Source organism: Collinsella acetigenes (assembly GCF_012844445.1).
Taxonomy (GTDB): Bacteria; Actinomycetota; Coriobacteriia; order Coriobacteriales; family Coriobacteriaceae; genus Collinsella; species Collinsella acetigenes.
Map to the genome: position 1 here is coordinate 105,716 of NZ_JABBCP010000004.1, position 25,758 is coordinate 131,473.

Sequence of the window (25,758 nt, forward strand, 5' to 3'; positions counted from 1 at the left end):
TCATGCTATACTTTGCTTACGGTATGAAATCCTACGTGAGCTGTTCCGAAGACCCCCAATGGTGCGGAATAGCAGGCTCAGTTGTTCACTTTATTGCTGCGGCACACGTTTGTTTCAGGCAGGTTGCGCTCCTGTCCGTCGCCACCCAAGAAGAGCGACACTCACAATCTTCTTTGTTGTCCGTGAGTTTCACAGGAGTGCTTAGCTATGGTTCAAACCATCCCTCCCTTTCCCTTATCCGTCCTCGACAACCTCATCTTCGGCATTTGTTTGACTTTGCCATCGCAAAGTCAAACAGGTACGTTGGCCTTACGGGAATGGCATCGGCTAGCGAAATCGACGATGATGTTGCATTCCTCTTCGTTTGCTCGGGCTTTCCCCATGCCGAAAATCCGCAGCGCAACATGATCAAGAATCTTCTTGAACCCCTCTATGCACAATTGCCTCTCCGGGAGTTTAACGGCCATTCTTACGCTGAAATCACAGCCAGAAAAGCATAAGGGTGAGGCATTCGCTCTAAAAACGATTGATTTTTTGTATACAAAAGTGTATACAAAAAGAAAGAGACGCATATGGACCTGTACAGCATTCATCCTCATGCATTGAAGCATGGGCTCAGTAAAGGTGAAATCACGAGCGCATGGAACCAGGCGTTTGCCTGGTTCCGCCGAGATTTGGACAACGGGGGCATTGACTACATTTTGGTTGGAGTGGGATGCAACGGTAGGCTAATCGAGATGATCGCGCGCTATTGGCAAAGCCAGCGCGGATATGTCATCTACCACGCTTTCACGCCACCGACCCAAAAGGTACTCAGGGAAATCGGACTGGTACGTTAGGAGACATCATGGACATGAAAGACCTGGAAAGAGAGCTTGGTTTTGATATTGATGAGCTTGAGAAAGCCGCTGAAGCCTACGAAAACGACGAATGGCCAGCAGGACGCACAACCAGACTCGGGCGACCGCCTATTGCAGACGAACCAAGCGCCGTCCTTTCCACGCGCGTAGGTGAATCGGTTATTGCGGCATTTGATGAAAAAGCAAAACAACACGGGCAAACACGAACTGAACGCCTCAGGGAACTTGTCCTTCTTGATACCCTCATCGCGTAAATACCGAGCGCATGGGATACGCCCCGTCCTTCTTTGGGTATCTCTCCCTCGATATCAAGTAACGGCCCCAACCGATTGGAGTCCCATGGCTGCAAATCACAACCTCGAGCTGTACGTAATGACCGGATGCCCCTATTGCATCAAAGTTGAGCGCTTCCTTAAGGACAATGGCATCTCCATTCCCCAGCGCAATATCACAACTGACCGCGAGGCCGAGCAAAACCTGATCGCCGTAGGCGGAAAACGCCAGGTTCCCTGCCTTTTTATCGATGGCGCGCCACTCTATGAGTCAAGCGACATCATCGCCTGGGCCCAAAAGAACCTGCTCTAACAAAAAAGACGCGCTCCATAAGGAACGCGCCCCATCGTTATCCATGAAAACGGGCTACGGCAGCAAGGCCCTCCTCGCGAAAAACCCGCTCGGCAGCAGCTTCGTACTCAGACGCCTTGCGCGTCTTGCGAATGAGGCGATGAACCGCTAGCGGATCGGCGAAAGCGCATTTGGCGTAGAACCACCACTCCTTCATGCGAAAAACCGCGTTACCGCCGATCTCGGCTTCATAGGCGCGGTAGAGCGCATCGTGGAAACGCTGGAGCTCTGTGACCGTCGCTGCGGGGCCTCCTTGCATCATGCGCGCAAGCGCCGGGTTGGCAAGCAGCCCCCTACCAATCATCACATGGCGCGTTTGAGGATAGGATGCCATCAGCGCATCCGCATCCTCCACGCTAAAGATGTCGCCGTTGTATGCCACGGGAAACGGCGCACGCGCGAGCGTCTCGCCATAAAGCCACTGCCGAGGAGCACCCTTGTAGTAATCGCTGCGCACGCGCGGATGCACGACGAGCTCGGCCAGCGGACAGCGACAATACAGGTTCAAAATCTCCTCGTACTCGGCATCGTCCTCAAAACCCACGCGCGTCTTAACCGAGACGGGCAACGCGGATCTGCTGCAAACATCCTGCAAAAAGGCTTCGAGTTCGTCGAGATTGCGCAAAAAGCCGGAACCCTTCCCCTTGCCCACAACGGTTCCCGAAGGGCAACCCAGGTTGAGATTTACCTCTCGATAGCCCATGTGGGCCAAAACCTGGGTCGCCCCTACAAACTCATCGGCATTCTTGCTCATCAGCTGAGGAACAACGTTGAGACCGTGGTTATGTTCCGGGTCAAGCTCTTTAAAAGCCTTGCCGCCAAACTGCTTCCCCACGCGAGGAGGCGGCAGAAATGGCGTGTAATAGCGATCGAGCGAACCGAAACACTGCGCATGGACACGGCGAAACACGTATCCCGTAAGGCCCTCCATGGGAGCCAACGACACTATCACGTATGTTATCCCTCTCGGCTCAGTTGCTTTTTGGCTCGCATCATCTTACGGCATCGCCGGACGATATCCAATTGGGCAACTAAGCCCCATATTTGCTAGAGGAAGAGCTGGGGATCCTTCTTCACGGAGCACGCGCCCTCGATCCTCGCGGCGATAGCACCGGCAATCTCTTGATTCACGACGCGAGCATGCTTGGGGCACATGGCGACACAGCGCATACAGCCGATGCAAAGGTTCTCATCTGCCATGCCGCGCGGCAATGTGCCAATTGCCCCAACAGGGCATACACGAGCGCAGAGGCGGCATGCCGAGCACGCCGGAGTCGGCTGGGGAACCAACGTCCCAGCACCGGAATCTTTGTAGGGCTTATTGCCGGGGACCTCAACGTCGCCGGTAACGCCGTTTTGAAGCTTCTCGAGGATCTGCTGCGCAAACGAATGGAGCATCGCGATCTGATCCGGACCAGGCTCGCCCGCGGCGAACTGATGTGCCAAAGAGTGCTCGGCGATGCCGGCCACACCGGCGACCACCGTATAGCCAAGAGCAACAGCGCCGTCCTTGAGCTCAAGCAGGGCATCGTCAAAATCGCGATTGCCGTAAACGATCGTCACGACCGCCTTTGCGCCATTGCTGGCCACCTTGGCAAGACGCTCCATGACGAGCGCGGGCACACGGCCGGCAAAGCACGGAGCGGCAATAACGGCAAGGGCATCGGCGTCAACGCAGGGATCGGCCTTCTCCATCGCGGGGTCGGACAAATCGATCTGAGAGATTGAGCCCCCGTCCTTCGCCAGCTCTTCTGCAAGAGCATCGGCGACCTTCTGAGTTCCGCCTGTCGGGCTAAATACGATCTTTACTACGTTCATGTCGGTCAATCCCCTCCTTTTAGGATGTGCGATCCGGCAGACGCGTACCTCGGTCCCTCAGCGAAAATGCGACTTGCTGCCTCAACCGTGCTCGCTGTGAGCACATCGTTCATTGTGTCTGTCAAAACAAGGAAATAGCAAGGAGATATAGGGGAACGGACGGCATCTCGTCGCATAGAATCATGGCAACGCAAGAAAGGGGCCCCGATGCTCAGGAAATCATTCTTCAACCCATTCTCCGCGCTGCTGCTCGCACTCGCCATCCTCGCGCTTTTTGTCGATGTTCTCCCCCGGCCACAAGGCGAAGCAGATATATTCGCCCCCGCCGTTTTGTTCCTCATGTGGTTTGTGGGAGGCCTCGTCAGACTCTTTTACGAAGAGGAAGCAAAGCGGACTTTCGAACGCCATATGTCCCGCGCAAATCACGCAATGGTCTGGAAGCAAGACGGCGAGTGCTGGACCCAGGTTGACGCAAACCTGCTCGCCCCGGGCAACGTGATCCGCATCAACGCGGGCATGCTGTGCCCCGTCAATGTATCTCTAAACGCAGGCAAGCATGTTCTTGTCTCCGAAGCCTCCCTCACGGGCGAAAGCGGCTTCTCCGTAAAAGAAGAAGGCGACGTCATCCTGGCAGGGACCACTGTCACCGATGGCCAGGCAACCGCAACCGTGCTTTCGAAAATCGATGACGAGGCGCCTCGGGTGCGCCTTGAGGGCACCTCGCATGCCAAATACGGCATCGGTGCAAAAAACGTCTGTCTCAGCCTCATCAAATGCATGCTCGTCGTACTCCCCTTTGTGATGCTTGTCCGCGGCGCGATGCTTGGAGACTGGACGCAGGCCTTGCTGTTCGCGCTCGGAACCGCCGTAGGCCTAGTGCCCGAAATGCTGCCGGTGGTCACCAGCGTTTGCCTTTCCGGAAGTGCTCGACGCCTCAAAAACAGGCAGGTCATCGTTAAAAACGTCGATGCCATGGAGTCCTTGGGATCCATGGATGTTGTGTGCGTTGACAAGACAGGCACCCTTACCGAGGACCTCGCCGTACTTGAGTATTACACGGACATCTTGGGAAACGAGAGCACCCGAACCCTTGGGCTAGCCTATCTCGAATGCACACGACAAGGCATAAAGAAAAACCAGCTGGACCGCGCCGTGGCTACAGCCTGCAGCTCGGAGCATTTGTCCTTCCCGGCAAAAGACCTTTCAAAAGCGTTCTCCCTGTGCGCGAGCGACCCCTTTGACCATGTGACCAAAGCGTCCGGCGTGAAGCTCTCTGCAACGCCCGGCGCCTTTGGCTGCCTGGGCTTTTCTGCATTGCCCAATGCGCGTCTGACCATTGTTAAGGGCGAAGTCGAAAGTGTATGCGACCGGTGCGCCTGGGCCGATTTCAAAGGCGAGCTCGTCCCCATGGATGGCGAAGGGCTGGCAAGCGCCCTGGACGTTGCCGACGACATGCGCTCGGACGGCATCAAGGTCCTGGCAGTTGCCTATAGCACGACATCAACCGACTGGAATGATCTGGTCCTCTGCGGCTTTTTGGGCTTCTTCGATGCACCTAAAGCAAGCGCCCGCGCAGCCGTGAAGGCGCTTTCCGACCTATCGGTCGAGGTCCGCGTGCTCACCGGAGACTCGGCATCTGTTGCCAAGTCCGCATGCTCGAGACTCGGCATCGCATCCGATACCGTGATAACTGGCGCGATGCTCGACAAGATGACCGAATCCGAAGCCCTGCTCCGCGTGGGCCGAGGACGCATCTTTGCCGAGCTCACGCCCCTCCAAAAGGCACGGATCGTCAACCTCATCAGGCTCTCGGGACATACCGTCGGATACATCGGAGACGGCGTGAATGACGTTCCCGCACTCACCGCGGCAGACGTCGGCATCGTCGTCGATTCCGCGGCGGCAGAGTCCAAGGAGGTTGCAGACCTTGTTCTTCTTGAACAGGACCTAGGCGTTGTCGCCGAGGGCGTTCGAGAGGGCCGCCGTGCCTTTGCAAACGCTTCCAAGTACATTCGCATCGCCTCGAGCTCGAACTTTGGAAACATCTGCTCGGTTGCCGCTGCAAGCGTGTTTCTTCCGTTCTTGCCCGCAACCGCCGCACAGCTGCTCGTCTTGAACCTCCTCTACGACGCCGTTTGCCTCTCCATTACTTGGGACAATGTGGACGCAGAGGAAATCAAGCAGCCCAAAACCTGGTCCGAAAAGGGTCTAGGTAGCTTCATGGGCTGCTTTGGCATTGCGAGCTCGGCATTTGACATCATCACGTTTGCCATCCTGTTCCTCATTGTTTGCCCTGGCGCATGCGGTGCATCGTATGCCGCTCTTGACGCCGCGGGGAAGGCTTCATTCATAGCCCTGTTCCAAGCCGGGTGGCTTCTTGAATGCATCTGGACCGAGTCGCTCGTCGTGCTCACGCTCAGAAGCCGGCACCTCGGGAGCAAGGGCGGATACCCCTGCCGACCCCTCGCCATCATGTCCGTGAGCATGCTCGCGCTTTCGGCGATCTTTATGCTTGGGCCAGCGGCGTCCTGGTTTGAACTCGCCACGTTGCCAACCTGGTATCTGGGCATTGTCGCCTTGTTGAGCATCCTATATCTAATCGTCGTCACCGCCCTCAAGAGGGCCTACCTTTCCCGCGCGGGAAATCTGTTCTAAGGCGGGCTCATGGTTACAAGAAGAACTCGTATCGACATCACGCCGGCAGAAGCCGCAGAACTCAGCCATGCGCTCTTCTCATCTGATAGCGCACTCGCCCGCGACCTGGCCCCCGTATTCTCGGATATCGCCGCAGGTAGGCTCAGCGCCGTCGAGGTTGCAATCGATGGTGCCACGCACAGCGACGACGAAAACCTCATTGTCATAGGCGAACTTGCAATCAACACGGCATCAAGAACGGTCGCTCTCTCGGGCACGCCGGTCCAGCTGACCCCCAAGGAGTTTGACATCCTTGCGTTCCTAGCGGCAAACCGCGGGACGGTATTTAGCAAGGAAGAGATCTACCAGGCGGTTTGGAACGACCGTTACCTGCTCGACTCCAGCAACATCATGGCATTTATCCGCAAGATCAGAAAAAAAATCGAGCCAGAGCCCGACAATCCCCGTTACCTCCTGACGGTATGGGGCGTGGGCTACAAAATGTGCGAGTAGACGCGCGATAAACCTTATCGAATCGCAAGAAAGCCGCAAGAATCCAGTCATGGGCTTGGTTCTGCGGCTTTTCTATTCTCTAGATAGTCGCAGATACGAAAGGGGGCGAGGAGCTTGAGCGACAGTGACAGTACCACCGCTGCAGGGCGGCATATACATGAGCAAACGCAACATCGCGCAGGCTCCCTTGAATAGCCCGTCCTGCATTCCAACCAAGAAAACGGAAAGCAGGCACATTGAAGACCATGAAGAAGCGCGGCGGCGCCACCTGCCGTGTACAACAGAATCAAAACCGCCTCGATCAGGCACAGTACAAGACCCAAGACCGCATTCCATATGCGGCAACTCGCCCCCTCACCGAAGTCATGACCTGGGCAGGGTCGAACCTCGGGGGCCTCACCCAAGAAGAAGTCCTGGCAAGCAGGACCAAGAACGGCCGCAACATTATCAACCACGGAAAGAAAAAATCGCTGGCACGCAGGCTTGCAGACGCGTTTGTGAACCCGTTCACGGCAATCCTGTTCTTCTTGGCCGTCATCTCGGCGGCCACCGACATGCTCTTCCCCGCTCTCTCCCTCATGGGCAACACGCCAGAAGACTTCGACCCTCTTACCGTGGTCATCATCGCCACCATGGTGATCCTCTCCGGCACCCTTCGCTACGTCCAGGAGGCCCGCAGCGGCAATGCCGCCGAGAAGCTCCTCGACATGATCACCACCACGGCAACGGTGAGCAGGAAGGGCGCTCCGCGCGAGGAGATTCCCATCGATGAGGTGGTCGTGGGCGACATTGTCCATCTCTCCGCAGGCGACATGATTCCCGCCGATGTAAGGATTATCGAGGCAAAAGACCTCTTTGTAAGCCAGGCAAGCCTGACGGGCGAGAGCGAACCGGTCGAGAAGATCCCCACAAGCTGCAAGGCATCCGACTCGGCAACCTCTTACGAGAACATCGCCCTCATGGGCAGTAGCGTTGTTTCGGGCAGCGCCTGCGCGCTCGCCTTTAGCGTGGGCGACGGCACGCTTTTTGGTGCGATGGCGTCAGACCTTTCCAACGAGGCCGTGGAGACAAGTTTCTCCAAGGGCGTAAACAGCGTTTCCCAGGTCCTTATCAGGTTCATGATGGTGATGGTCCCCTTTGTGTTTGTAATCAATGGCATCACTAAGGGAGACTGGCTCGAAGCGGGGCTCTTCGCCATCAGCATCGCCGTGGGGCTCACTCCCGAGATGCTCCCCATGATCGTGACTACCTGCCTGGCCAAGGGCGCGGTCGCGATGAGCAAGAAGCAAACCATCGTCAAGAACCTCAACTCGATTCAGAACTTTGGAGCCATGGACGTGCTGTGCACCGACAAAACCGGCACGCTCACACAGGACCAGGTGGTGTTGGAGTACCACTGGAACATCGACGGCCAGGAAGATTCGCGCGTGCTGAGGCATGCCTACCTCAACAGCTATTTTCAGACGGGCTATAAGAACCTCATGGACCTGGCGATCATCAAGTGCACAGAGGAAGAGGAGCTGTGCGACCCCCGTCTCACCGACCTCTCCGAGGCATATGTGAAGATCGACGAGGTTCCCTTCGATTTTACGCGCCGTCGTCTTTCCACCGTAGTACGCGACCGAAGCGGAAAGATTCAGATGGTCACCAAGGGAGCTGTGGAAGAAATGCTCTCCATCTGCTCTTTTGCCGAGGTAGATGGAGCAGTTTGTACGCTCGATGAGGAACTGCGCAATCGCATTTTGACCACAGTCTCCGAGCTCAACGACGACGGCTTCCGCGTTTTGGCCATCGCCCAGAAATCCAACCCCTCCCCGGTGGGCGCCTTTAGTGCGGCCGACGAATGCGACATGGTCCTCATGGGCTACCTCGCATTCCTCGATCCACCCAAGGAGTCCACAGCCGATGCCATCGAGGCACTGCGGAAGCACGGCGTTGCGACCAAGATTCTCACCGGCGACAACGAGAAGGTCACGCGCACCATCTGCAAGCAAGTGGGACTCGAAGTCAGTAACATGCTGCTTGGCCCCGACATCGCCGCGATGGACGATGAGCAGCTTGCCCGTGAAGCCGAGCATACGCAGGTCTTTGCAAAGCTCACGCCCGATCAAAAGACGCGCATCGTCTCTATCCTGCGTGAAAACGGGCACGTCGTGGGCTACATGGGCGACGGTATCAACGACGCCTCGGCCATGAAGTCCTCCGACATCGGCATCTCCGTCGATATCGCCGTAGATGTTGCCAAGGAGTCCGCCGACATCATCCTGCTGGAAAAGGACCTTATGGTTCTGGAAGAGGGCATCGTCGAGGGCCGCAAGACCTACGCAAACATGATTAAGTACATCAAGATGACCGCCAGCTCGAACTTTGGCAACATGTTCAGCGTCCTCGCCGCCTCTGCCCTGCTGCCGTTTTTGCCCATGATGAGCATCCAGCTTATCCTGCTCAACCTTATCTATGACTGCAGCTGCCTGGCGATCCCCTGGGACAACGTAGACGAGGAGTTCCTGCTCGTACCACGTAAGTGGGACGCTTCGAGCATTGGGAAGTTCATGCTCTGGATCGGACCCACCAGTTCCATCTTCGATTTCATGACCTACATCTTTATGTACTTTGTCTTCTGCCCGCTGTTTGTAAGCCACGGCGTGCTGTTCAACAACCTGGCAAGCGTGTACTCGGGCGACGCCCTCGCCACCATGCAGGCCGCCTACATCGCCCTGTTCCAGGCCGGTTGGTTCGTTGAATCCATGTGGAGCCAGACACTCGTTATCCACATGATCCGCACGCCCAAACTGCCGTTTATCCAAAGCCGCGCCTCCGCACCCGTGACGCTGCTCACCATGGCAGGAATCGCATTGCTCACCGCACTGCCCTTTAGCCCCCTGAGACCGGAGCTCGGGCTGGGCGCCCTGCCGATCGAGTACTTCTGCTTCTTAATCCCGTGCATCCTGCTCTACATGGCGCTCGCCACGAGCATTAAGAAGGCCTATGTCAAGCGCTACGGAGAGCTGCTGTAGCGAAGCCCAAAAGACCAGCAAAGGAGAGCAAAGATGAACTGGACTCAGATTTGGATGGATATGTTTGGCGCCACCGAATGGCTTGGGCTAAGCATGGGATTTTGGGTGTCCTCGGCCGTGGTTTCCTTGATCGTTGTCATCATGAACGTGGTCCTTTGGAACATGAAGCCCTTATCGAAGAAGGGCTGAATGTTCGCGCGCCCGACTCGAAACATCACTTAACAGCAAGGCGACCGGTGCGCCTATTCGGAGCGCAGTGCCTCCACCGGGTCTTTCTTTGAGGCACTTCGAGCTGGCAGCAGGCCGGCAACCACCGTGAGCACCACCGAAATCGCAATAAGCACGAGCGCGTCTTGAACGGGCAGACTCATAAGGTTGGGTACCTGCTTAGCTTCCAGCGCCCAGGCATTAACCGGGAAGCTCACGATAACCACCACCGCAATGGCAAAAACGCCAGCTATCAAGCCCTCGATAAAGGTCTCGGCATTAAAGACGTTCGCAACGTTTCGTTTGGAAGCACCGATGGCGCGCAAAATGCCGATCTCTTTTTTGCGCTCGAGCACGCTGATATACGTAATGATGCCGATCATGATGGAGCTCACCACCAAGCTGATGCTCACAAAAGCGATAAGCACCAGGCTGATCGTGTTCACGATATCGGTCACGGATCCCATGATGATACCCATGTAGTCGGTGTAGGAAATCACCTGGTCCTCATGGCCGCCGGCCTTTGCCCGCTCGTTGTAATCGTCGATATGCGCAAGCACGCGCTCTTTCGCCTCAAAGTCGTGCGGGAAGATCTTGATAGAAACGGGATTGTCCTCGTCGGCATATCCCAACGTGGTGAGGTTGTTGTCATAGGTGAGCTTTGAGGCCTTAGCGTAGTTCATCATCAAGGAGCTCAGGTCCTCGGCATCCATATTGAAGTGTATGGCGCTTGCAAACGCGGCGGCATCTACATGGAAGGCGCTTGCCAAGCTGGACATGTTGGACGACATCTGTGTCGCCATCTGGTCCATAATGCCTGCAGCACCGGCTTTGAGCTGTGACGAAACCGTGGCTGCAATCTCGTCGCTTATCTCTTGCATGATCTGGGCCATGGCCTGCTGGAAATAAGGCGCAAGCTGGTTTTGCACGTAATCGGTCATAGCTTGCTGCAAACGCTCGGCCAAAGCGTCACCGCCCAGAGCCTTGAGCTGAGCCACGTACTGCCGGGCAGTCGCATCCTGCTCAAGGTATGCCGTGAATGCACCCGCGAGTTTCGACGCGTCTTTAAGATCGTCGGGCGAAAGGGCGCGGAATTGCTCCGATTGCATAAAGCCCGTAAAGAGCTGATTGGCGATAGCGCCCGCCTGCTGCATCTGCTCGGGCGTGAGCTCCAAGCCGTCAAAGATGCCCGAGAGGTCAGGCGTGGGCGCCTTGGCCATGATGTCGGTGAAATCGATATTATTGCCTATGCCAGAAAGATCGATGTTGAGCCCGGAGAGGTCAACATTGGAAAGATCCATGCCGGCGGCCGCACCGGAGAGCGCGGACGTATCGAAGGAGAATGCGCCTTTGAGCGCGGCCTCGTCGACCGAGAACATGCTGCCCACGTCCACACCCTGCTTGGCCTCGCCCTGCAGCTCGTCGAAGGTCTTGCCGGTAAAGACATCGGTATCGGGATGCGCAAGTTGCTCCTGCACAATCTGAGAGTTAGCGGCGCGTTCCATAAGCTGGAGCGTCAGAGCATGCGTGTAGGCGATGCCCGGGCTAAGCGCAGAGGAATTGGCTGTCTTGTTAGGCTTGACCACGCCAACAATACGCAGATCAATGCCAGAGTCAACCTTGCTCGCCATGAAGTTGGCGTCATCAGACATATCGGTCCAAGTGCCCGCTTCGGCATTTTTGCGATAGACATCGGAGGGCGAGAGGATTTTGAACGTAGTGGAAAGTGCATCCTCGTAGGTGAAATCGACATCGGTATCCGGCGTCTCTACCTCGCCGTCTGCCGACATGGCGCTCGCAACAAGGTCGTTGAGCTGGTCAATGTCCAGGGCACCGATGCTGTAGAGCGTGTAGTCGCCCACGGTGCCACGGCTCGAAAGTACAAGCACCGCCTCGTTGGCAGCCGTGGGCCAGTGGCCCGCCACAACGTCATATTGCGAATCGAGAAGATTCTGATCATCGATCATCTCGTTAAAAACATCTGTACCCATGGAGCTCATGCTGGCCGTGGCAGCCGAACTGGCGCCGCCGCTCATCGCGGCGGTCATGGCATTGGGCACGAGCTTGACAGGCGATTCGTCACCCGTATCCGCACGGTAGACGATGGGGGTAACGCCGTAGTTGTACTGGATAGCGTTGACGTCCTCATCAATACCGTCGCCACCGCCGTCCAGCCATTTTTTGAGGCTCGTCATGTCGTTGGATTTGACACTCGCAAACATGTCTTTGACAGCCGTGACCACGGGGATCTTGTCGGTTTTCTTGGGCGTGCTCTCGGTATCTTGAGCGTCGGCGTCGCCTGAAGCGGCGGAGCCGTGGCCGTCCATCATGGTGGAAAGGTCGTAATCCTGACGGGAGATCGTGAGCGGGTAGCTCGAAAGCGTGTCCTCCTCGACCTTCTTGATGTAATTGTTCACACCGTTCGAGAGCGCCAAGATCGCAGCGATACCGATGATGCCAATCGAGCCCGCAAAGGCCGTCATGGCGGTGCGGCCCTTCTTGGTCATGAGGTTTCGAGCAGAGAGTCCCAGCGCCGTGAGGAAGCTCATGGACGTCTTGCGCGTGGGTTTGGCCTCGCGGCGCTGCGCCTTAGCCACGTCAAAGGGGTCGGAATCGTGCGTGATCTTGCCGTCGGCAAGGTTTACGATGCGCGTAGCGTACTGGTGTGCAAGCTCCGGGTTGTGCGTGACCATGATGACCAGACGGTCGCGCGCAACGTCCTTGAGCAGGTCCATGACCTGCACGGATGTTGTGGAGTCGAGGGCGCCGGTCGGCTCGTCGGCAAGGACGATCTCAGGGTCATTGATCAAGGCGCGGGCGATGGCCACGCGCTGCATCTGTCCGCCCGAAAGCTGGCTCGGGCGTTTGTTAACGTGCTCGCCCAGACCGACTTTCTCCAACGCCTCGCGCGCACGCTGGCGACGCTCGGCATGTCCCACGCCCGTGAGCGTAAGCGCCAGCTCGACGTTTTCCAAGATGGTCTGATGCGGGATAAGGTTATAACTCTGGAACACAAAGCCGATGCGGTTATTGCGGTAGGCATCCCAATCGCGATCGCGAAAGTCCTTGGTCGAAATACCGTCGATAAGCAGATCGCCCGAGTCAAAGTGGTCGAGTCCGCCGATAACGTTGAGCATCGTGGTCTTGCCCGAACCCGAGGGACCCAGAATGGCCACGAACTCGTTATTGCGAAACGCCAAGCTCACGCTGTCGAGCGCCACCTGCGTAAACGACTGCGTAACGTATCGCTTGCAAATACCTTTGAGCTCCAGCATGGACGGCAACCTCTCCCACGCGGGCGCACTCGCCCGCTCTCCCCCGCCGTTCGTATTCGACGTGTTTGTCCTACTCTATCCCCATTTTTTGCCGTCATCAGTGAGGAATGTAACGAAGCGCGCCAAAAAACGTTCGAAATGGTGCCCAAAAGAAGAGGCCCCGAGCGGGGCCTCTATATGGTGGAGCTTATCTTGAAAGGCAGCGGACCACTTCGCACGGCGGCGCACGATCCTCGCCATGCTTTACGCGTTTTCTACCGCTCGCTATTCGCAATCGCCTGGTCAATAAGCTTATCGAGCGCTGCGCGCTGCTCGGCGGAGCTGATGGCTCCCACGATTGGATCCCCTACGATGTTGCCGTTCTGGTCGATAACGTAGGTTGTCGGGAACGAGAACAGATTTGACGTAAACTTGCCAGCTTCGCTGTCCGACTTGAACCAGACGTTCTTATACGTCACGCCCTTCTTCTTCAGCACGTCCTTGGCATCTGCAATCTCGTCCTTGTTACCATCGAGCGTGAAAGAATTGACGCCCACGACCTGACCGCCCTTCTCGGCAAGCTCCTTATTCAGGCTCTCAAGATCGCCCAGTTCGCCCACACACGGCTTGCAAGTGGTGAACCAGAAGTTCATGACGGTGACCTTGTTCTTAGAGAACAGCTCGTCGCTGCTCACGTCGTTGCCGTCCAGGTCCTTGCCCGTAAAGCTGGGGAACTTCGTCGCCTCGCTCGAAGCATTGGCATCAGTCGTCATACCCGCGTCCGAAGCGTCGACGCACTCGCCTGCGCTCGGCGTGCTTCCACAGCCGGGGAACTCCTTCTCCAAGCTCTCGAGCTTGTCCTCAATCTCTTTGATTTGCTGCGCGCCGGCCTTGAGCGTCTTAAGCTCATCCGCCGTGAACTCATCCTTGGCGCCGTCGATGGTCTTGAGCAGGAAATCGCCGTAATTGCTACCGTCCTCAATCATTGCCGAGTCTTTATTTGCCGCATTGAATACCTTTTCCCACAGCGCGTTATCACTCGAAAGGATATCGTTCTCCTTTTTCATGAGTTTCGCATACAACTCGGCGGCCTCGTCGGCATTGGTCGGCTTCTGCGCAGTGAGTTCTGCGATCTTAGGATCGGAACTCGCAGATTCGCTCGCATTGCCACCGGGCGCCGAACATGCCACAAGACACAAGGCCAATACCGGCACCATAAACAGGGCTGCAATCTTAGAAAGCTTCATAGTCATTCCTCCGTTTTGTCGAAGCTTGTTTACTTTTTATCAGCGGTCAAGGGAAGCTTTTCCGCCGACACATCCAGGCCATAGCGATAGCTGATGGCATCGACGGGACAGGCCCCAATGCACTTTCCGCACCGGATGCATTCGGCATGATTGGGCGCGCGGACCACATCAACGTCCATCTGACAAACCTTTGAGCACTTGCCGCACGAGACACATTTGCATGCATCGACCCGGATTCCCAGCAGGGATACCTTATTCATGAGCGCATAGAATGCGCCGAGCGGGCAAATCCATTTGCAGAAGGGGCGATAGAACAAAACGCTCAGCAGCACCACGGCAATGAGAACAGCAAGTTTCCAGGTAAAGAGCTGCCCCAACGCAGATCGAATGCCGGCGTTGGCGATGGCCAGCGGAATGGCGCCCTCGAGCACACCCTGTGGACAGATGTACTTGCAAAAGAACGGATCTCCCATCCCCAGATCGTTGACCACCAGCACAGGCAGCAATACCACGGCAAATAGCAGCACAACGTATTTGATATACGTAAGCGCCTTGAGCCTTTTTGTCGAAAGCTTTTTGCCGGGAATCTTATGAAGCAGCTCCTGCAGCCAGCCAAACGGGCACAGAAAGCCGCATACAAAGCGTCCCAGCAGCACGCCGAGCAAAATGAGCGTACCGGTGACGTAGTAAGAAAAGTTGAACTTGGATGAACCTACTACCGACTGGAACGACCCGATGGGGCACGCACCCGATGCCGCGGGGCACGAATAGCAATTAAGTCCGGGTACGCAGACTGTTTTTCCCGCGCCCTGATAGATGCCGCCTTTGGCAAAGTTTGGCAGGTGAATGTTGGTGATGAGCGTCGCCGCCGCCTGAATGAATCCGCGAAATCGGGCCAAAACATGCGACGCAGTGTTTTCTCTTTTATCCAATTCCGATACACTCCAAGCACAGCCTAATCGCTTTGGCCAGCACGGCATCCGCCTCGCCACGCATAACGCCAAAGCACACCATGGCAATTCCGACGATCAACAAAGCGACCTGTACCACGGGTTTTACCGCTTTGAACAACCTGACCACTCCTTTCGTTACGCGACCATTGGACCATATCGACCATAAAATCCGTGTTAAGCGCGATTTGGAATGTACAAGGAGACTGTTATGCGTATTTTGATCGTCGAAGACGAGTGGGCGCTGTGCGACGCAATCGCACGCAGCTTGCGAAACCTGGCATACAGCGTCGACTGCTGCCACGATGGACAGGAGGCGCTCGACCTGCTGGGCGTCGAAGTCTTTGACCTCGTGGTACTCGACCTCAATCTCCCCCGCATCGACGGCATGACCGTACTCAGGGAACTTAGGAAAACCGACTGCGAAACCAAGGTGCTCGTGCTCTCGGCCCGCGGCGAGGTTGCCGACAAGGTGGCGGGACTCGATGCGGGTGCCAACGACTATCTCACCAAACCGTTTCATCTTGACGAGCTGGCGGCGCGCATCCGCAGCCTCACGCTCAGGCGCTTTACGCAAAGCGATGTTGTCCTGACCTGCGGATCGCTAAACTTTGACACTAAGGCACGCGTCGCCTCCGTGGGCAGCGTGGCCCTATCCCTCACGCGCAAGGAGACCGGCATCTTGGAATACCTGATGCTTAACCAGGGGCGGCCGGTGAGCCAGGAAGAGCTTATCGAGCATGTATGGGACAGCAGCGTCAACAGCTTTAGCAATGCGGCGCGTGTGCACATCTCCTCACTTCGAAAAAAGTTACGCAACGCTTTGGGATACGACCCGATTCGCAATCGGATTGGAGAGGGCTACGTTATGGAGGATAGCGAATGAAAGGGCTTTCGCTGCAATGGCGCATAACGATTATGACGGCACTGCTAACGTGTACGGTGTGCGTGCTGACGAACTGCCTGGTCGGCTATACGGGCATGCGCTACATGGATGCCATCGGCAGTGACATCTCGGCCTTTAACGCAACCGGCGAAGATTCGCCCCAGGCGTTCGACCCAACGAAAGCGACCCTCGATGACAAGGTCACAATCGTCGTAAACGACGCACAGGAGTCTTTTGGCACGACGGCCTGGTACATCACGGCTGGAGTCACACTCCTTGGCGGCGTGCTGGCATACTTTGTGAGTGGCCGTGCACTCAAACCGCTACGGGCTTTTGCAGCCCAGGTTGAGCGTGTGCAGCCTGACAACCTAAGCGAAATCAGGCTCAGTGAAGATGTGCCCACCGAGCTACAACGATGCAGCGCCTCTTTCAACGACATGATCGCCCGTCTTGGCGAAGGGTTCTCTGCACAGCGTCAGTTTACCGGCAACGCCGCACACGAGCTGCGCACCCCGCTCGCCCTTATGCAAGCACAGATTGAACTGTTCATCTCCGAGCACTCCGGTTTGCAACCCGAAACAGCCGAGCTGCTCGGCCTGCTACAAGAACAAACCGAGCGCATGTCGAGAATGACCAAGGTATTGCTCGAGATGAGTGAGCTCCGCGGCGTCCCTTGCGGGGACGATGTTGAACTCGGCCCCCTGTCCGAAGAGGTCCTCACCGACCTTGCGCCGCTTGCCGAAAATAAGGACGTAGCCCTCGATTGCACCGGGGACGCTTTGGCAATCGGAAGTGATACGCTCCTCTATCGGCTGGTGTTTAATCTGGTCGAAAACGCCATCCGCTACAGTCACCCCGGCTCGACTGTCAACGTCTCTATCTGCGATACCGATAGCCACGTGTTCCTGCGAGTCAAGGACCAGGGCCCTGGAATACCCAAGCAGTACCGAGAGAGCATCTTCCAGCCGTTTTTTCGTCTCGACAAATCCCGCAGCAGAGCATACGGCGGCGCAGGGCTCGGATTAGCACTTGTCTGGGAGATTGCAGCGCTTCACGGTGGCGCTGTAGAGGTCGAAGCAAGTTCCGAGAACGGGACCACCATGCTCGTAAGCCTTCCAAAACGATCCGCAGCGTTAACCGAACAGTAAAACGAAAGGGGTCCCGCACACGTTTGCGCAGGACCCCTTTGTCAATGCAATTCGCTTAAAAGAGTAGAAGCTCTCCTCGCGGACGATCACGTCGGCATCGCGCAGCGCCTCGAGGCGGTCGCGGGTGATGGCACCAAGGCAGCGAACACCCAAGCGAGCAGAGGGGCGGCTGTGTGCTCCATGGCACCAGCTGTCAGCCTTAGGCAGTGGAATCAAGTAGCAGCGTTAGACAACAGTCCCGGCCACCGTCTCTCAGGCGACGGCCCGGGCACGGCCCCACACGTGACCTCGAAATGAGTGGCGGTCTTTCGAGCATTTTCCACCGAGTGGCGGTTTTTGAATCTTTTAGAAAGCAAAATCAATCGAATGATGCACGTTTATCCGCCACTCATTCATACATGAGCGATTTACCGCCACTCGTTTGGTCGCGAATCGATATAACGACCCTAGCACCTCGTCCTTCGACTCTAGTACCTCGTCTTTCTCAAACAAAGGGCGCACGAAGGAGACTCGACCCCACTCGCACGCCCCATTCACATGCATCGCTAGACAAGCTTGCGGGCAAGGGCGCGAACCTCGTCGAGCTTGGGCGAGGTTGCCATACTGTCGCGCTCGGTCATACCGCTGATGGTAACGATGCCCTGGTCTTCCCAGTTGCAATACGCGCATGAAGCTTTGTACTGCGCGATTGCCGCATCGTAAACGCCATCGCTATGGCTATCGAGCAAAAGCGCCGTCTTGTGGAAGGGGAAACCGATTCCGCCAAAGGCATACAAGCGATCGATGGCGGCCTTCTCCTGCGCAGTGACATCGAACCAATAGATAGGCGAAGCGAAGACTGCCATGTCGGCGCTCTTGAGCGTCTCGATAACATCGCCCATTTCGTCCTTCTGCGCGCAAACCCCCTCGTGGCTAAAACAGTACTTGCAACCCAGGCAACCGGCGATTCTCTTACGCGCCACGGGCACGACCTCGACGGCGTGCCCCCGCTCGCGCGCGGCCTGGGCAAACGCCTCGACCATGATGTCGGTATTGGCTCCCTTGCGCGGGCTGCCACTCAAAACAACGATATTCATTCTGTTTTCTCCTCTCTGAGCGCCACAGGCGTACGGCACATAGGTTTGTTTGTTCTACCCAAAAAGAGAAATGCGGGCGAGATGGAATACAAGCACAAGTTGCAGCGCACCCGGGAGAAGCTACCTACGGCTCGGCCGGGAGGAGCCGCAGCGTTCGCCCTGAATGGCGCCGAATGAGTGGCGGTTTTTCGTGCATTCCTCAGCGAGTGGCGGTTTTTGAAACATCCTCGGGCCGAAATCGCCCGAGTGACGCACGTTTCTCCGCCACTCGTTTCAAAATGAGTGATTTACCGCCACTCGTCGCCTGCATCCAAACCGACGCCCGCCCACGATAGACCCAGGCTGTCCTTCCCGTACAATGAGCAAAAGCCAGGAGAAGAAGGGCGCACCATGGATCGATACCTGCGGGAAACACCGATGCTCGATTACGGCAGCGCCTCCATTCAGGCGCTGATTCACAGACACGGTTGGAACGAACTTCCCGAAACAGAGCGGGTGCGGGCTATCTACAACTACGTACGCAACGAGATACTGTTTGGCTACAACATCGACGACAGCATCCCCGCATCACGTGTCCTCGCTGACGGCTTTGGCCAATGCAATACCAAGGGGACGCTTTTCATGGCACTGCTGCGTCCCTGCGGCATCCCCTGCCGAGTCCACGGCTTTATGATCGACAAAAAGCTGCAAAAGGGCGCCATGACCGGCATCGTCTATCGCAACGCACCGCAAGAAATCCTTCACAGCTGGGTCGAAGTCCTTCTCGACGGGCGTTGGTACGAGCTGGAGGGCTTTATCCTCGATAAGGGCTATCTGGGAAGCCTACAAGCAGCCCACCCGGAATGTGCCGGCGCGTTTTGCGGCTACGGCGTCGCCGTCAAGGACTTCAAGCACCCGCCGATTGACTTCGACTGTAACGACACCTATATCCAAAGCGAAGGCATCACCCGCAACCTTGGAATCTACGACTGTCCAGACGACCTGCTGCAAGAACATGGCCAGGCAATGTCTGCAATAAAGGCGTTCGCCTACCGATATCTTGGCAGGCGTCTCATGAATCGAAACGTGAAGAAGATTCGCAACAGAATGTAGACGGAACCCCATGGGCTGCCACAACTTTCCGAGCGATTTCAAGCTGGCCACAGGCAGCTCGTAATTAACGGGCACGGACCCATCATCTCGCAGAGGAGCCGCACATGTATCACCCAGTAATCAATCTTGCCAGCGCAAAATCGGCCTGGCGCGGCCTTGGCATCTACCGCGCGGGCAAGGTTCTCACTTGCGAAAAAGCCGAGGGGAACTGGTTTGAAGGGACTGTGCAGGGCTCGGCTGAGCAGCCGTACCACGTCAGACTGTCCTTGGACCATCCGCGCAGCTCCACGTGCGACTGCCCGCACGCGAAGAACCGAGCAGTCATCTGCAAGCACAAGGTCGCGCTTTTCTTCAAAGCCGTTCCCAATGCCGAGAGGGACTTTCTTCGAGAGGTCGAACTGGAAGAGCTTCTCTACAACGCAGCCTTAAAACGCGAGGCAGAAGAGCGACATCGCGAGATCGTCTCGTACGTTTCGAAGCTAACGAAAGCACAACTCCAGCAGGAACTCATCAACGCGCTCGAGGAACTAGATTCGCGCGACCAGTACAGCCGTTGGTAATGCCCTCGTACCCTCGTGTTGATTCTGTTAGCACGCAACACAGGCATGCTAGAGTGGCTATTGCGTGTAGCACGAAGCTGCCGCGGCAGATGTCCAACGGCGTCACTCCCCCGCGGCAAATACAGTGTAGTAAGCAAAGCGTGCGGTTGCCCCTCGGGGTGACCGCACGCTTTTGTTTGTTAGGGGTATGCCGCGCGAACCCCCACAAGAAAGGAGAAATTCATGCCAAAGAACAAGGTGCAAGGCGTGATCTTTGGAATCCTCATGTCCATCACGATGGCCTATGGAATGGAGGTCTACAACGTGGCCTGGAAACTGGGCATCCCCATCATGGCGGGCGGCTTTTCCAACATGACCAACGATGTCTTCGCCGATGCCTTTATAGAAGCGTCGTACATGTGGATCTTTGTCTTCCTGTTCTCAAATCTGTGGGGCACGCGCGGGGGCGCATCCCTGGCCAAACGCCTCATCGACCCTGAGCGCGACAGTGCCTTTGTCCAGGGGACCATTCGTTCTTGCTGCACCGTCCTTGTCACGTGCCCCACGATGAGCCTTGTTGCAAGCATCCTTTTCAACATCATTCTCGCAGGCATGCCCGTAAGCCAACTTCCGGGTATCTGGGTAGGCACGCTTGTCAAAAATTTCCCTATGGCACTGTTATGGAACCTCTTTGCAGCGTCTCCTGTCACGCGTCTTGTCTTTGGAGCGCTTTTCTCGCACATGGGAGAAACAAGGGCGGCAGAAGAAGCCAAAGCATAAAGATGCATGCCAAACCGGCTCTGTCTTCGATATACTTCAACACGTCAATGAGCTGCTCCGTGCGTAAGTCCAATTGATGGCTTCGCCGTTCAGCTGTGACATTTTTCGCATCGCGCGCATTCAATCCCTGCTGGACGGTCCTATCAAACCCGTCTAGGAGGGATTTTTTATGTCAACAGAAAAAACTGCGCACGCCGGCAAGCCTGCCGCAAAACTATGGACACGCGATCTAGTGCTCATCATCCTGGTGAATCTCTGCGTCTTCACCAACCACATCATGACCCTCTCCACCTTCCCGTTCTTTATCCAAAGCCTAGGTGGTAGCGAAGCCATCGCAGGTGTCTGCGCGGCAGCCTTTGCCTTTGTGGCCGTGATCATCAGACCGTTTGTAGGCTGGTGGCTCGATAACGGCGTTCGCAAAGTAGCACTTGTGGCGGGCCTGCTCCTCTTGGGTGCCGCACCGCTGGGCTATGCATTCGTGCCGGTCCTTTCGATGAGCATCGCCTTTCGCATGCTTCACGGCGTCGGTCTGTCCTTCTCTAATTCGACCACAGCAACCGTTGCTTCCGATGTGATTTGCCGCCCCCGCTTTGCAGAGGGCATGGGCTATTTTGGCATGGCAACCGCCCTGGCCTCGGCAATCGCACCGGCATTGGGCCTTAGCCTCATGGAAGGCTTTGGATTTGGCACGCTGTATGCTGTCGCCGCTGGCATCGCGGGACTTGGGCTTGTTCTTTTTGCCTTTGTGCGCACGCGCAAGGTAGATGTCCCTAAGAAAAAGCTCGACCTGCGAACCATCATCAACCGCGACTCCCTGCCTGCTACGGCAACCATGTTCGTTTTCATGCTGACCCTTGGCGCCCTGGAAAACTTCGTCGCTATTTTTGCAGCCGAGAATTCCCTGCCCTCAGGGTCAATTTACTTCATCGTAATGTCGGTGATGCTCCTGGTGGTGCGCATCACGCTGGGCAAGTTGGTCGACCAGCGCGGCGAAGCCATCTTCGTCTACACCTGCAACGCGGCGATGCTTGTAGCCTTTTTGCTTTTGGCCCTCGCCCCCAACACGGCAATGTACATCCTCTCCGCAGCGCTTGCCGGCTACACCTTTGGCGGTCTCGAGCCTTCGTTGCAGTCGATGGCGGTTCATACCTCAACCGATGAAACGCGCGGCTCAGCCAATTCGACATTTTTATGCGGTTACGACATCGGCTACGGCCTGGGTGGTGGCATCGCGGGTTCGTTGATTACCGCCATGGGTTATTCGAGTATGTGGATAATCGTCTCGCTGGCCTGCGTGGTAAGTGTCTTTATCTACGCGGTATGGGCGCGTCATTCCGATACGTCGTTTAGCAAGAATCTCGCTAGCCATTAGCCGCGCATCGGCACGTTCTGTACGAGGAACGCCCGACGCGCGGCGAACGTCAATGTCTGTTATTCGACGGCCTCGCAAAAGACAAAGCCCGTACGTAAAGACCGTGCGTAAAATGCGCCAACAAGACGCCCAAGAAAAAAGACGTCCTCGCAGCAGCATATGGTTGAGAAGCCACCTGTCTACCGGCATCGTCCGCTTTGAACGAGTGGCGGTTTCTCAAGCATTTCTAAATGAGTGGCGGATTTTGAAGCGTCTCAGGGCCGAAATCGGCCGAATAACGCATGTTTCTCCGCCACTCATTTCAAAACGAGTGATTTACCGCCACTCGTTTGGACCCCGCTCGGACCCGAAGCCCCCTACGAAACTAAACTCGGCAACAAAATGAACGATTTACCGCCAGTCATCTCAAAGTGCACGTTTCACCGCCACTCGTTCCGCCACTCATTTCAAATCCGCTCGCGCATCCAACCCCGCCTTTACCGAACCATTACGCCTCGTCCCCCGGCATCGCCCTTCCGTAGCCTATAATCATAGTGCACAAGTGGAATATCATCATAAGGGACGGAGGGGCGATGCTAAAACACGGGATACTCGGCCTTCTCAATTACGGCGACATGACCGGCTACGAAATCCGAGAGATCTTCAACAAATCCCTGAATTTCTTCTGGCAGGCGCAAAGCAGTCAGATCTATCGCGAGTTGCGGACCCTCGAGAAAAACGGCTGGATAGCGATCACCACCGTCGAACAAAGCGGAAAACCCAACAAGAATGTCTGTTCCATTACAGAAAATGGCCGCACCGAGCTTCTAAGCTGGCTCTCCAGGCAAGACCCCATCGGCGATACCCGCGTGCCCCTGCTCATGCAGGTGTTCTTCCTGGGCAACCGAAGCAAAGAGGAGAACATCGCCTACTTCGAAGGCATCGCATGCACATGCCGCCAGCAGCTGGCCTCCTTTTCCGACATCGAACAAAGCATCGACTACTTTGAGGGCGAACTCAACCTGCAGGACCAAAGTCCATACTGGAAAATGACCGCCGACTTTGGCAGGAGAAGTCTGCAAATGCACATCGACTGGGCCGAGCACTGCGCCGCTAAACTGAGGAGCGAACGATGAACATCCTGGCCATCAACGGCAGCCCTAAAGGCGAACGAAGCAACACCTGGCGCCTGACCAGCGCTTTCCTGCAAGGAATCGCCACCCGGGAAGAGAGTGCCTACGGGCGCACGCCAGCAGTCGAAACCCTACATGTCACCAAACTCGACATCAAACCTTGCCTGGGCTGCTTTTCCTGCTGGAGCAAGACGCCGGGAACATGCTGCCTGCACGACGACATGCAAGCAATCATTGAGAAAATCCTGTGGGCCGATGTCATTATCTGGAGCTTCCCCCTGTACTACTTCGGGCTGCCCGGTCCGCTGAAGAACCTCATCGACCGCCAGCTTCCCATGTCGCTTCCCTTTATGAGCGTCGAGGCGCAAAACGGCGGACACCCGTCGCGCTATGACATGAGCGACAAACGGACAGTTGTGATTTCGACCTGCGGATTCTATACCGCAAAGGGCAATTACAGCGGTGTGACCGATCTGTTCGATCGACTTTGCGGCAAAGGCGGCTACACCGCGCTCTTCTGCGGGCAAGGCGAACTCTTCCGCGTGAAGGAGTTGGCAGAGCGTACGGACGAATACCTTTCACACGTCGAAAAAGCAGGCGAGGAGTTCGCAGACGGGGGCATCACTGGGGAGACCCGTGCCAAACTCGATCAAGACCTGTTCCCGCGCGATGTCTTCGAAGCGATGGCGGATGCCAGCTGGGGAATCAGCAAATCGGGCGAAGCAGAGGACCCCAGCCTGGTGTTCACCCGTCAGATGGCAGCCCTCTACCGCAAGGATGCCTGGCCTGGACATGATGTCTTGCTCGACATGAACTATACCGACATCGACAAGACCTACCGCATCGTCCTTGGAAAGAACGGCAGTCACGTCGAGGAGGAACCCGCCGAAGGCTTCACCACCAATTGCACCACTCAAATCAACACGCCTCTGAGCGTTTGGCGCTCGATTGCCGCCGGCGAAATTGCCGGCGACGAGGCACTCATGAAACATATGTACTCGGTTGAGGGCGACTTCGACCTGATGATGCACTGGGACGAATACTTTGAGGCAGCACGCGGCAACGCGGGCAGCGGCAATGCAGACGCGAGCGTCAACGAATTGGGTACCGGCAAGAACGCAGACGAGCCAAAAACCAACATGTTGCTGCTCTTGATTCCCTGGATCGTCTTTTGGGTTGCAGCTTCCATCGACAGCTTTTGGGGCAGCCTTCTCAGCATGGCGATATGCGTTCTTCTGCCGGTACTGATGTGCCGAACCAAGGCCACCCGATACGACCAGATTTCGAACCTGGGAGTCGGCGCATGCTCCATCGCGCTGCTGACAGGGGCCTCCCCCATCCTCGTGATTCCGGCATCGTATTTCCTGTTCGGGCTCATCTGGACCGTCTCCTGTTTCACAAACGTGCCGCTGACTGCTCATTACTCCAAGAACAGCTATAACGGAGACGCGGCGCTGCGAAACCCAATCTTCATGCGGACGAATCGCATCCTCACCGCCGCATGGGGGATCCTCTACCTGGTCACGCCCATCTGGACATATTTCATCATGCAGACGGATGCCGCCAGCTTTGTTGGCGCGATCAACTCGGTCCTCCCCGCGCTTATGGGCGTCTTTACTGCATGGTTCCAGAAGTGGTATCCGCAGCACATCGCCCGAGGGTAGAGGCGCGCTCTAAACAAGGGCATGAATCAAGACCCGAAACGTCCCCGCCGTATACGTGTACGGAGCCACCCATCACCCAAGCGTGAGTACGTCTCCCGGAGCGATGTCGGAAGCCTCGGGACTCAGCACCAGCACGCCGTGCCACCCTTCGGTTAAGCCGCCCTTCTCGGGGATAAGATCCGAACTGTCGATTGTGCTAACGGTCGGCAGCGGCTTGCCAATAATTGCGTTGGGAAACATCCACCAGCGCAAGAACCCTGTGGTGGCACGGTTAATAAGCACCTTTGCCGAATAGCGCATGCTGCCATGATGGACCGTCACAATGTCACCTGCCGCGAATGCGCCCAGGCGCACGTTGCCCGCGATTGCGATGGTGCCCTTAAGGCGCTTGATGTTGGGAAGCCCCGCGCAAAACGGCTTGAGTTTGGGCATCGGAGCGACCTCAAGCACCTCGAATACGTTCTTGGCACCGCCGAATCTCTTCGAGACCTCCTGCTTGTACGCATCGATGCTCGCGAGCTCGTCCTCGATCTGCTCCGATCTGAGCTTGGCCAAAGGATCGCTCCGAAGCGCGCCGGTATAAGAGAAGGCAGTGCTGTCCACCGGATCGAGCGGATCGGCATAGAGGAAGTCGTTCCTGAGCATGGTGAGGATGGGCCTGCCGGCATCAGGCGCCTTTTCTAACGTGGCGGGCTCGTCGTCGGTATAGTGCATCGGGTACTTGGGCCGCAGCCTGTAGGCGCACTCGGGGCAAAGCCAGCCGTCCTGCAGCATGGCGCCGCACGTGTCGGTGATAGGATTGAACGCCGTGTTTTTGATGACGTCGCCGCAGCCTGGACAGATGATTTCCTTAGGGGCCTTTTCGTTTCCAACTGCCATGGTGGCTCCTTTCGATGCGGGAACGCTGGTAGTGGCGCGGTGCGCTATGGAGCAAGACGAGCCTGCCGCAGGAGACAGCACCGCGC

Annotated in this window: 24 protein-coding genes; 16 read left to right on the forward strand and 8 right to left on the reverse strand. The window is 56.6% G+C overall.

Annotation, left to right across the window (positions count from 1 at the left end; translation table 11 throughout):
- The first annotated feature begins 35 nt into the window (after positions 1–35).
- The 4 genes from HF320_RS06340 to HF320_RS06355 all read left to right on the forward strand — a co-directional run bounded on the left by HF320_RS06340 (position 36) and on the right by HF320_RS06355 (position 1,445).
- Positions 36–500, forward strand: a complete 465-nt coding sequence (locus HF320_RS06340) for a hypothetical protein (RefSeq protein WP_169277578.1) — start codon at positions 36–38, stop codon at positions 498–500.
- Between the two features lie 72 nt (positions 501–572).
- A complete protein-coding gene (locus HF320_RS06345; protein WP_169277579.1) occupies positions 573–839 on the forward strand; it encodes a hypothetical protein in 267 nt (88 codons plus the stop codon).
- Between the two features lie 8 nt (positions 840–847).
- Positions 848–1,114 carry a hypothetical protein gene (locus HF320_RS06350; RefSeq protein ID WP_169277580.1) on the forward strand — a complete coding sequence of 89 codons (267 nt, stop codon included), beginning with the start codon at positions 848–850 and terminating at the stop codon, positions 1,112–1,114.
- An 85-nt stretch (positions 1,115–1,199) separates the two neighbouring features.
- Positions 1,200–1,445, forward strand: coding sequence for a glutaredoxin family protein (locus tag HF320_RS06355; protein ID WP_169277581.1), 246 nt, complete (start codon positions 1,200–1,202; stop codon positions 1,443–1,445).
- A gap of 37 nt (positions 1,446–1,482) precedes the next feature.
- Here the strand turns inward: HF320_RS06355 and HF320_RS06360 are convergent, their stop codons facing one another.
- Positions 1,483–2,436 carry a tRNA-dihydrouridine synthase gene (locus HF320_RS06360; protein ID WP_169277582.1) on the reverse strand — a complete coding sequence of 318 codons (954 nt, stop codon included), beginning with the start codon at positions 2,434–2,436 and terminating at the stop codon, positions 1,483–1,485.
- A gap of 95 nt (positions 2,437–2,531) precedes the next feature.
- A complete protein-coding gene (locus tag HF320_RS06365) occupies positions 2,532–3,302 on the reverse strand; it encodes a 4Fe-4S binding protein (protein ID WP_169277583.1) in 771 nt (256 codons plus the stop codon).
- Between the two features lie 207 nt (positions 3,303–3,509).
- On the opposite strand from HF320_RS06365, the gene HF320_RS06370 reads away from it, so the two are divergent.
- From HF320_RS06370 to HF320_RS06385, 4 genes are all read left to right on the forward strand, one after another.
- Positions 3,510–5,957 carry an HAD-IC family P-type ATPase gene (locus HF320_RS06370; RefSeq protein ID WP_169277584.1) on the forward strand — a complete coding sequence of 816 codons (2,448 nt, stop codon included), beginning with the start codon at positions 3,510–3,512 and terminating at the stop codon, positions 5,955–5,957.
- Positions 5,958–5,966: 9 nt separating this feature from the next.
- Positions 5,967–6,449: a winged helix-turn-helix domain-containing protein gene (locus tag HF320_RS06375; RefSeq protein WP_169277585.1), complete on the forward strand. Its 483-nt coding sequence runs from the start codon at positions 5,967–5,969 to the stop codon at positions 6,447–6,449.
- Positions 6,450–6,694: 245 nt separating this feature from the next.
- Entirely contained in the window at positions 6,695–9,466 is a 2,772-nt protein-coding gene (gene mgtA, locus HF320_RS06380) for a magnesium-translocating P-type ATPase (RefSeq protein WP_169277618.1), read from the forward strand.
- Between the two features lie 33 nt (positions 9,467–9,499).
- Positions 9,500–9,655, forward strand: coding sequence for a hypothetical protein (locus HF320_RS06385; protein WP_169277586.1), 156 nt, complete (start codon positions 9,500–9,502; stop codon positions 9,653–9,655).
- Positions 9,656–9,708: 53 nt separating this feature from the next.
- Here HF320_RS06385 and HF320_RS06390 read toward each other — a convergent pair whose 3' ends face one another.
- The 4 genes from HF320_RS06390 to HF320_RS09215 all read right to left on the reverse strand — a co-directional run bounded on the left by HF320_RS06390 (position 9,709) and on the right by HF320_RS09215 (position 15,188).
- Positions 9,709–12,948, reverse strand: a complete 3,240-nt coding sequence (locus HF320_RS06390) for an ATP-binding cassette domain-containing protein (RefSeq protein ID WP_169277587.1) — start codon at positions 12,946–12,948, stop codon at positions 9,709–9,711.
- A gap of 254 nt (positions 12,949–13,202) precedes the next feature.
- A complete protein-coding gene (locus tag HF320_RS06395) occupies positions 13,203–14,174 on the reverse strand; it encodes a TlpA family protein disulfide reductase (protein WP_169277588.1) in 972 nt (323 codons plus the stop codon).
- Between the two features lie 29 nt (positions 14,175–14,203).
- On the reverse strand, positions 14,204–15,106 hold the full coding sequence (locus HF320_RS06400; protein WP_169277589.1) for a 4Fe-4S binding protein: 903 nt from the start codon (positions 15,104–15,106) through the stop codon (positions 14,204–14,206).
- Entirely contained in the window at positions 15,099–15,188 is a 90-nt protein-coding gene (locus HF320_RS09215) for a CD1871A family CXXC motif-containing protein (RefSeq protein ID WP_022094046.1), read from the reverse strand. The genes HF320_RS06400 and HF320_RS09215 overlap by 8 nt, the downstream gene beginning before the upstream one ends.
- 129 nt (positions 15,189–15,317) lie before the next feature.
- Here HF320_RS09215 and HF320_RS06410 point away from each other — a divergent pair, with 129 nt between their 5' ends.
- Together HF320_RS06410 and HF320_RS06415 are read left to right on the forward strand one after the other, a co-directional pair.
- Positions 15,318–16,010 (forward strand): response regulator transcription factor, encoded by a 693-nt coding sequence (locus HF320_RS06410; protein ID WP_169277590.1) that lies wholly within the window; start codon positions 15,318–15,320, stop codon positions 16,008–16,010.
- A gap of 32 nt (positions 16,011–16,042) precedes the next feature.
- Positions 16,043–17,158, forward strand: a complete 1,116-nt coding sequence (locus HF320_RS06415; protein WP_248276653.1) for a HAMP domain-containing sensor histidine kinase — start codon at positions 16,043–16,045, stop codon at positions 17,156–17,158.
- 545 nt (positions 17,159–17,703) lie between these two features.
- Here the strand turns inward: HF320_RS06415 and HF320_RS06420 are convergent.
- Positions 17,704–18,234, reverse strand: coding sequence for a flavodoxin family protein (locus tag HF320_RS06420; protein ID WP_169277592.1), 531 nt, complete (start codon positions 18,232–18,234; stop codon positions 17,704–17,706).
- A 390-nt stretch (positions 18,235–18,624) separates the two neighbouring features.
- Here HF320_RS06420 and HF320_RS06425 point away from each other — a divergent pair, with 390 nt between their 5' ends.
- The 6 genes from HF320_RS06425 to HF320_RS06450 all read left to right on the forward strand — a co-directional run bounded on the left by HF320_RS06425 (position 18,625) and on the right by HF320_RS06450 (position 24,793).
- Positions 18,625–19,326 (forward strand): transglutaminase-like domain-containing protein, encoded by a 702-nt coding sequence (locus HF320_RS06425; protein ID WP_169277593.1) that lies wholly within the window; start codon positions 18,625–18,627, stop codon positions 19,324–19,326.
- Between the two features lie 104 nt (positions 19,327–19,430).
- Positions 19,431–19,886 (forward strand): SWIM zinc finger family protein, encoded by a 456-nt coding sequence (locus HF320_RS06430; protein ID WP_169277594.1) that lies wholly within the window; start codon positions 19,431–19,433, stop codon positions 19,884–19,886.
- Between the two features lie 222 nt (positions 19,887–20,108).
- Entirely contained in the window at positions 20,109–20,645 is a 537-nt protein-coding gene (locus tag HF320_RS06435) for a hypothetical protein (RefSeq protein WP_169277595.1), read from the forward strand.
- Between the two features lie 169 nt (positions 20,646–20,814).
- Positions 20,815–22,017 carry an MFS transporter gene (locus tag HF320_RS06440; RefSeq protein ID WP_169277596.1) on the forward strand — a complete coding sequence of 401 codons (1,203 nt, stop codon included), beginning with the start codon at positions 20,815–20,817 and terminating at the stop codon, positions 22,015–22,017.
- Positions 22,018–22,589: 572 nt separating this feature from the next.
- Positions 22,590–23,132, forward strand: a complete 543-nt coding sequence (locus HF320_RS06445; protein WP_169277597.1) for a PadR family transcriptional regulator — start codon at positions 22,590–22,592, stop codon at positions 23,130–23,132.
- Positions 23,129–24,793, forward strand: coding sequence for a flavodoxin family protein (locus HF320_RS06450; protein ID WP_169277598.1), 1,665 nt, complete (start codon positions 23,129–23,131; stop codon positions 24,791–24,793). The genes HF320_RS06445 and HF320_RS06450 overlap by 4 nt, the downstream gene beginning before the upstream one ends.
- A gap of 72 nt (positions 24,794–24,865) precedes the next feature.
- On the opposite strand, the gene HF320_RS06455 is transcribed toward HF320_RS06450, so the two are convergent.
- A complete protein-coding gene (locus HF320_RS06455; RefSeq protein ID WP_169277599.1) occupies positions 24,866–25,672 on the reverse strand; it encodes a hypothetical protein in 807 nt (268 codons plus the stop codon).
- Between the last annotated feature and the right edge of the window lie 86 nt (positions 25,673–25,758).

Coding starts and splice junctions, on each gene's coding strand:
- HF320_RS06345 (WP_169277579.1), top strand. CDS start 573: ATGGACCTGTACAGCATTCATCCTCATGCATTGAAGCATGGGCTCAGT.
- HF320_RS06350 (WP_169277580.1), top strand. CDS start 848: ATGGACATGAAAGACCTGGAAAGAGAGCTTGGTTTTGATATTGATGAG.
- HF320_RS06355 (WP_169277581.1), top strand. CDS start 1,200: ATGGCTGCAAATCACAACCTCGAGCTGTACGTAATGACCGGATGCCCC.
- HF320_RS06365 (WP_169277583.1), bottom strand. CDS start 3,302: ATGAACGTAGTAAAGATCGTATTTAGCCCGACAGGCGGAACTCAGAAG.
- HF320_RS06370 (WP_169277584.1), top strand. CDS start 3,510: ATGCTCAGGAAATCATTCTTCAACCCATTCTCCGCGCTGCTGCTCGCA.
- HF320_RS06375 (WP_169277585.1), top strand. CDS start 5,967: ATGGTTACAAGAAGAACTCGTATCGACATCACGCCGGCAGAAGCCGCA.
- mgtA (WP_169277618.1), top strand. CDS start 6,695: ATGAAGAAGCGCGGCGGCGCCACCTGCCGTGTACAACAGAATCAAAAC.
- HF320_RS06385 (WP_169277586.1), top strand. CDS start 9,500: ATGAACTGGACTCAGATTTGGATGGATATGTTTGGCGCCACCGAATGG.
- HF320_RS06390 (WP_169277587.1), bottom strand. CDS start 12,948: ATGCTGGAGCTCAAAGGTATTTGCAAGCGATACGTTACGCAGTCGTTT.
- HF320_RS06395 (WP_169277588.1), bottom strand. CDS start 14,174: ATGAAGCTTTCTAAGATTGCAGCCCTGTTTATGGTGCCGGTATTGGCC.
- HF320_RS09215 (WP_022094046.1), bottom strand. CDS start 15,188: ATGGTGTGCTTTGGCGTTATGCGTGGCGAGGCGGATGCCGTGCTGGCC.
- HF320_RS06410 (WP_169277590.1), top strand. CDS start 15,318: ATGTACAAGGAGACTGTTATGCGTATTTTGATCGTCGAAGACGAGTGG.
- HF320_RS06415 (WP_248276653.1), top strand. CDS start 16,043: ATGACGGCACTGCTAACGTGTACGGTGTGCGTGCTGACGAACTGCCTG.
- HF320_RS06420 (WP_169277592.1), bottom strand. CDS start 18,234: ATGAATATCGTTGTTTTGAGTGGCAGCCCGCGCAAGGGAGCCAATACC.
- HF320_RS06425 (WP_169277593.1), top strand. CDS start 18,625: ATGGATCGATACCTGCGGGAAACACCGATGCTCGATTACGGCAGCGCC.
- HF320_RS06430 (WP_169277594.1), top strand. CDS start 19,431: ATGTATCACCCAGTAATCAATCTTGCCAGCGCAAAATCGGCCTGGCGC.
- HF320_RS06435 (WP_169277595.1), top strand. CDS start 20,109: ATGCCAAAGAACAAGGTGCAAGGCGTGATCTTTGGAATCCTCATGTCC.
- HF320_RS06440 (WP_169277596.1), top strand. CDS start 20,815: ATGTCAACAGAAAAAACTGCGCACGCCGGCAAGCCTGCCGCAAAACTA.
- HF320_RS06445 (WP_169277597.1), top strand. CDS start 22,590: ATGCTAAAACACGGGATACTCGGCCTTCTCAATTACGGCGACATGACC.
- HF320_RS06450 (WP_169277598.1), top strand. CDS start 23,129: ATGAACATCCTGGCCATCAACGGCAGCCCTAAAGGCGAACGAAGCAAC.
- HF320_RS06455 (WP_169277599.1), bottom strand. CDS start 25,672: ATGGCAGTTGGAAACGAAAAGGCCCCTAAGGAAATCATCTGTCCAGGC.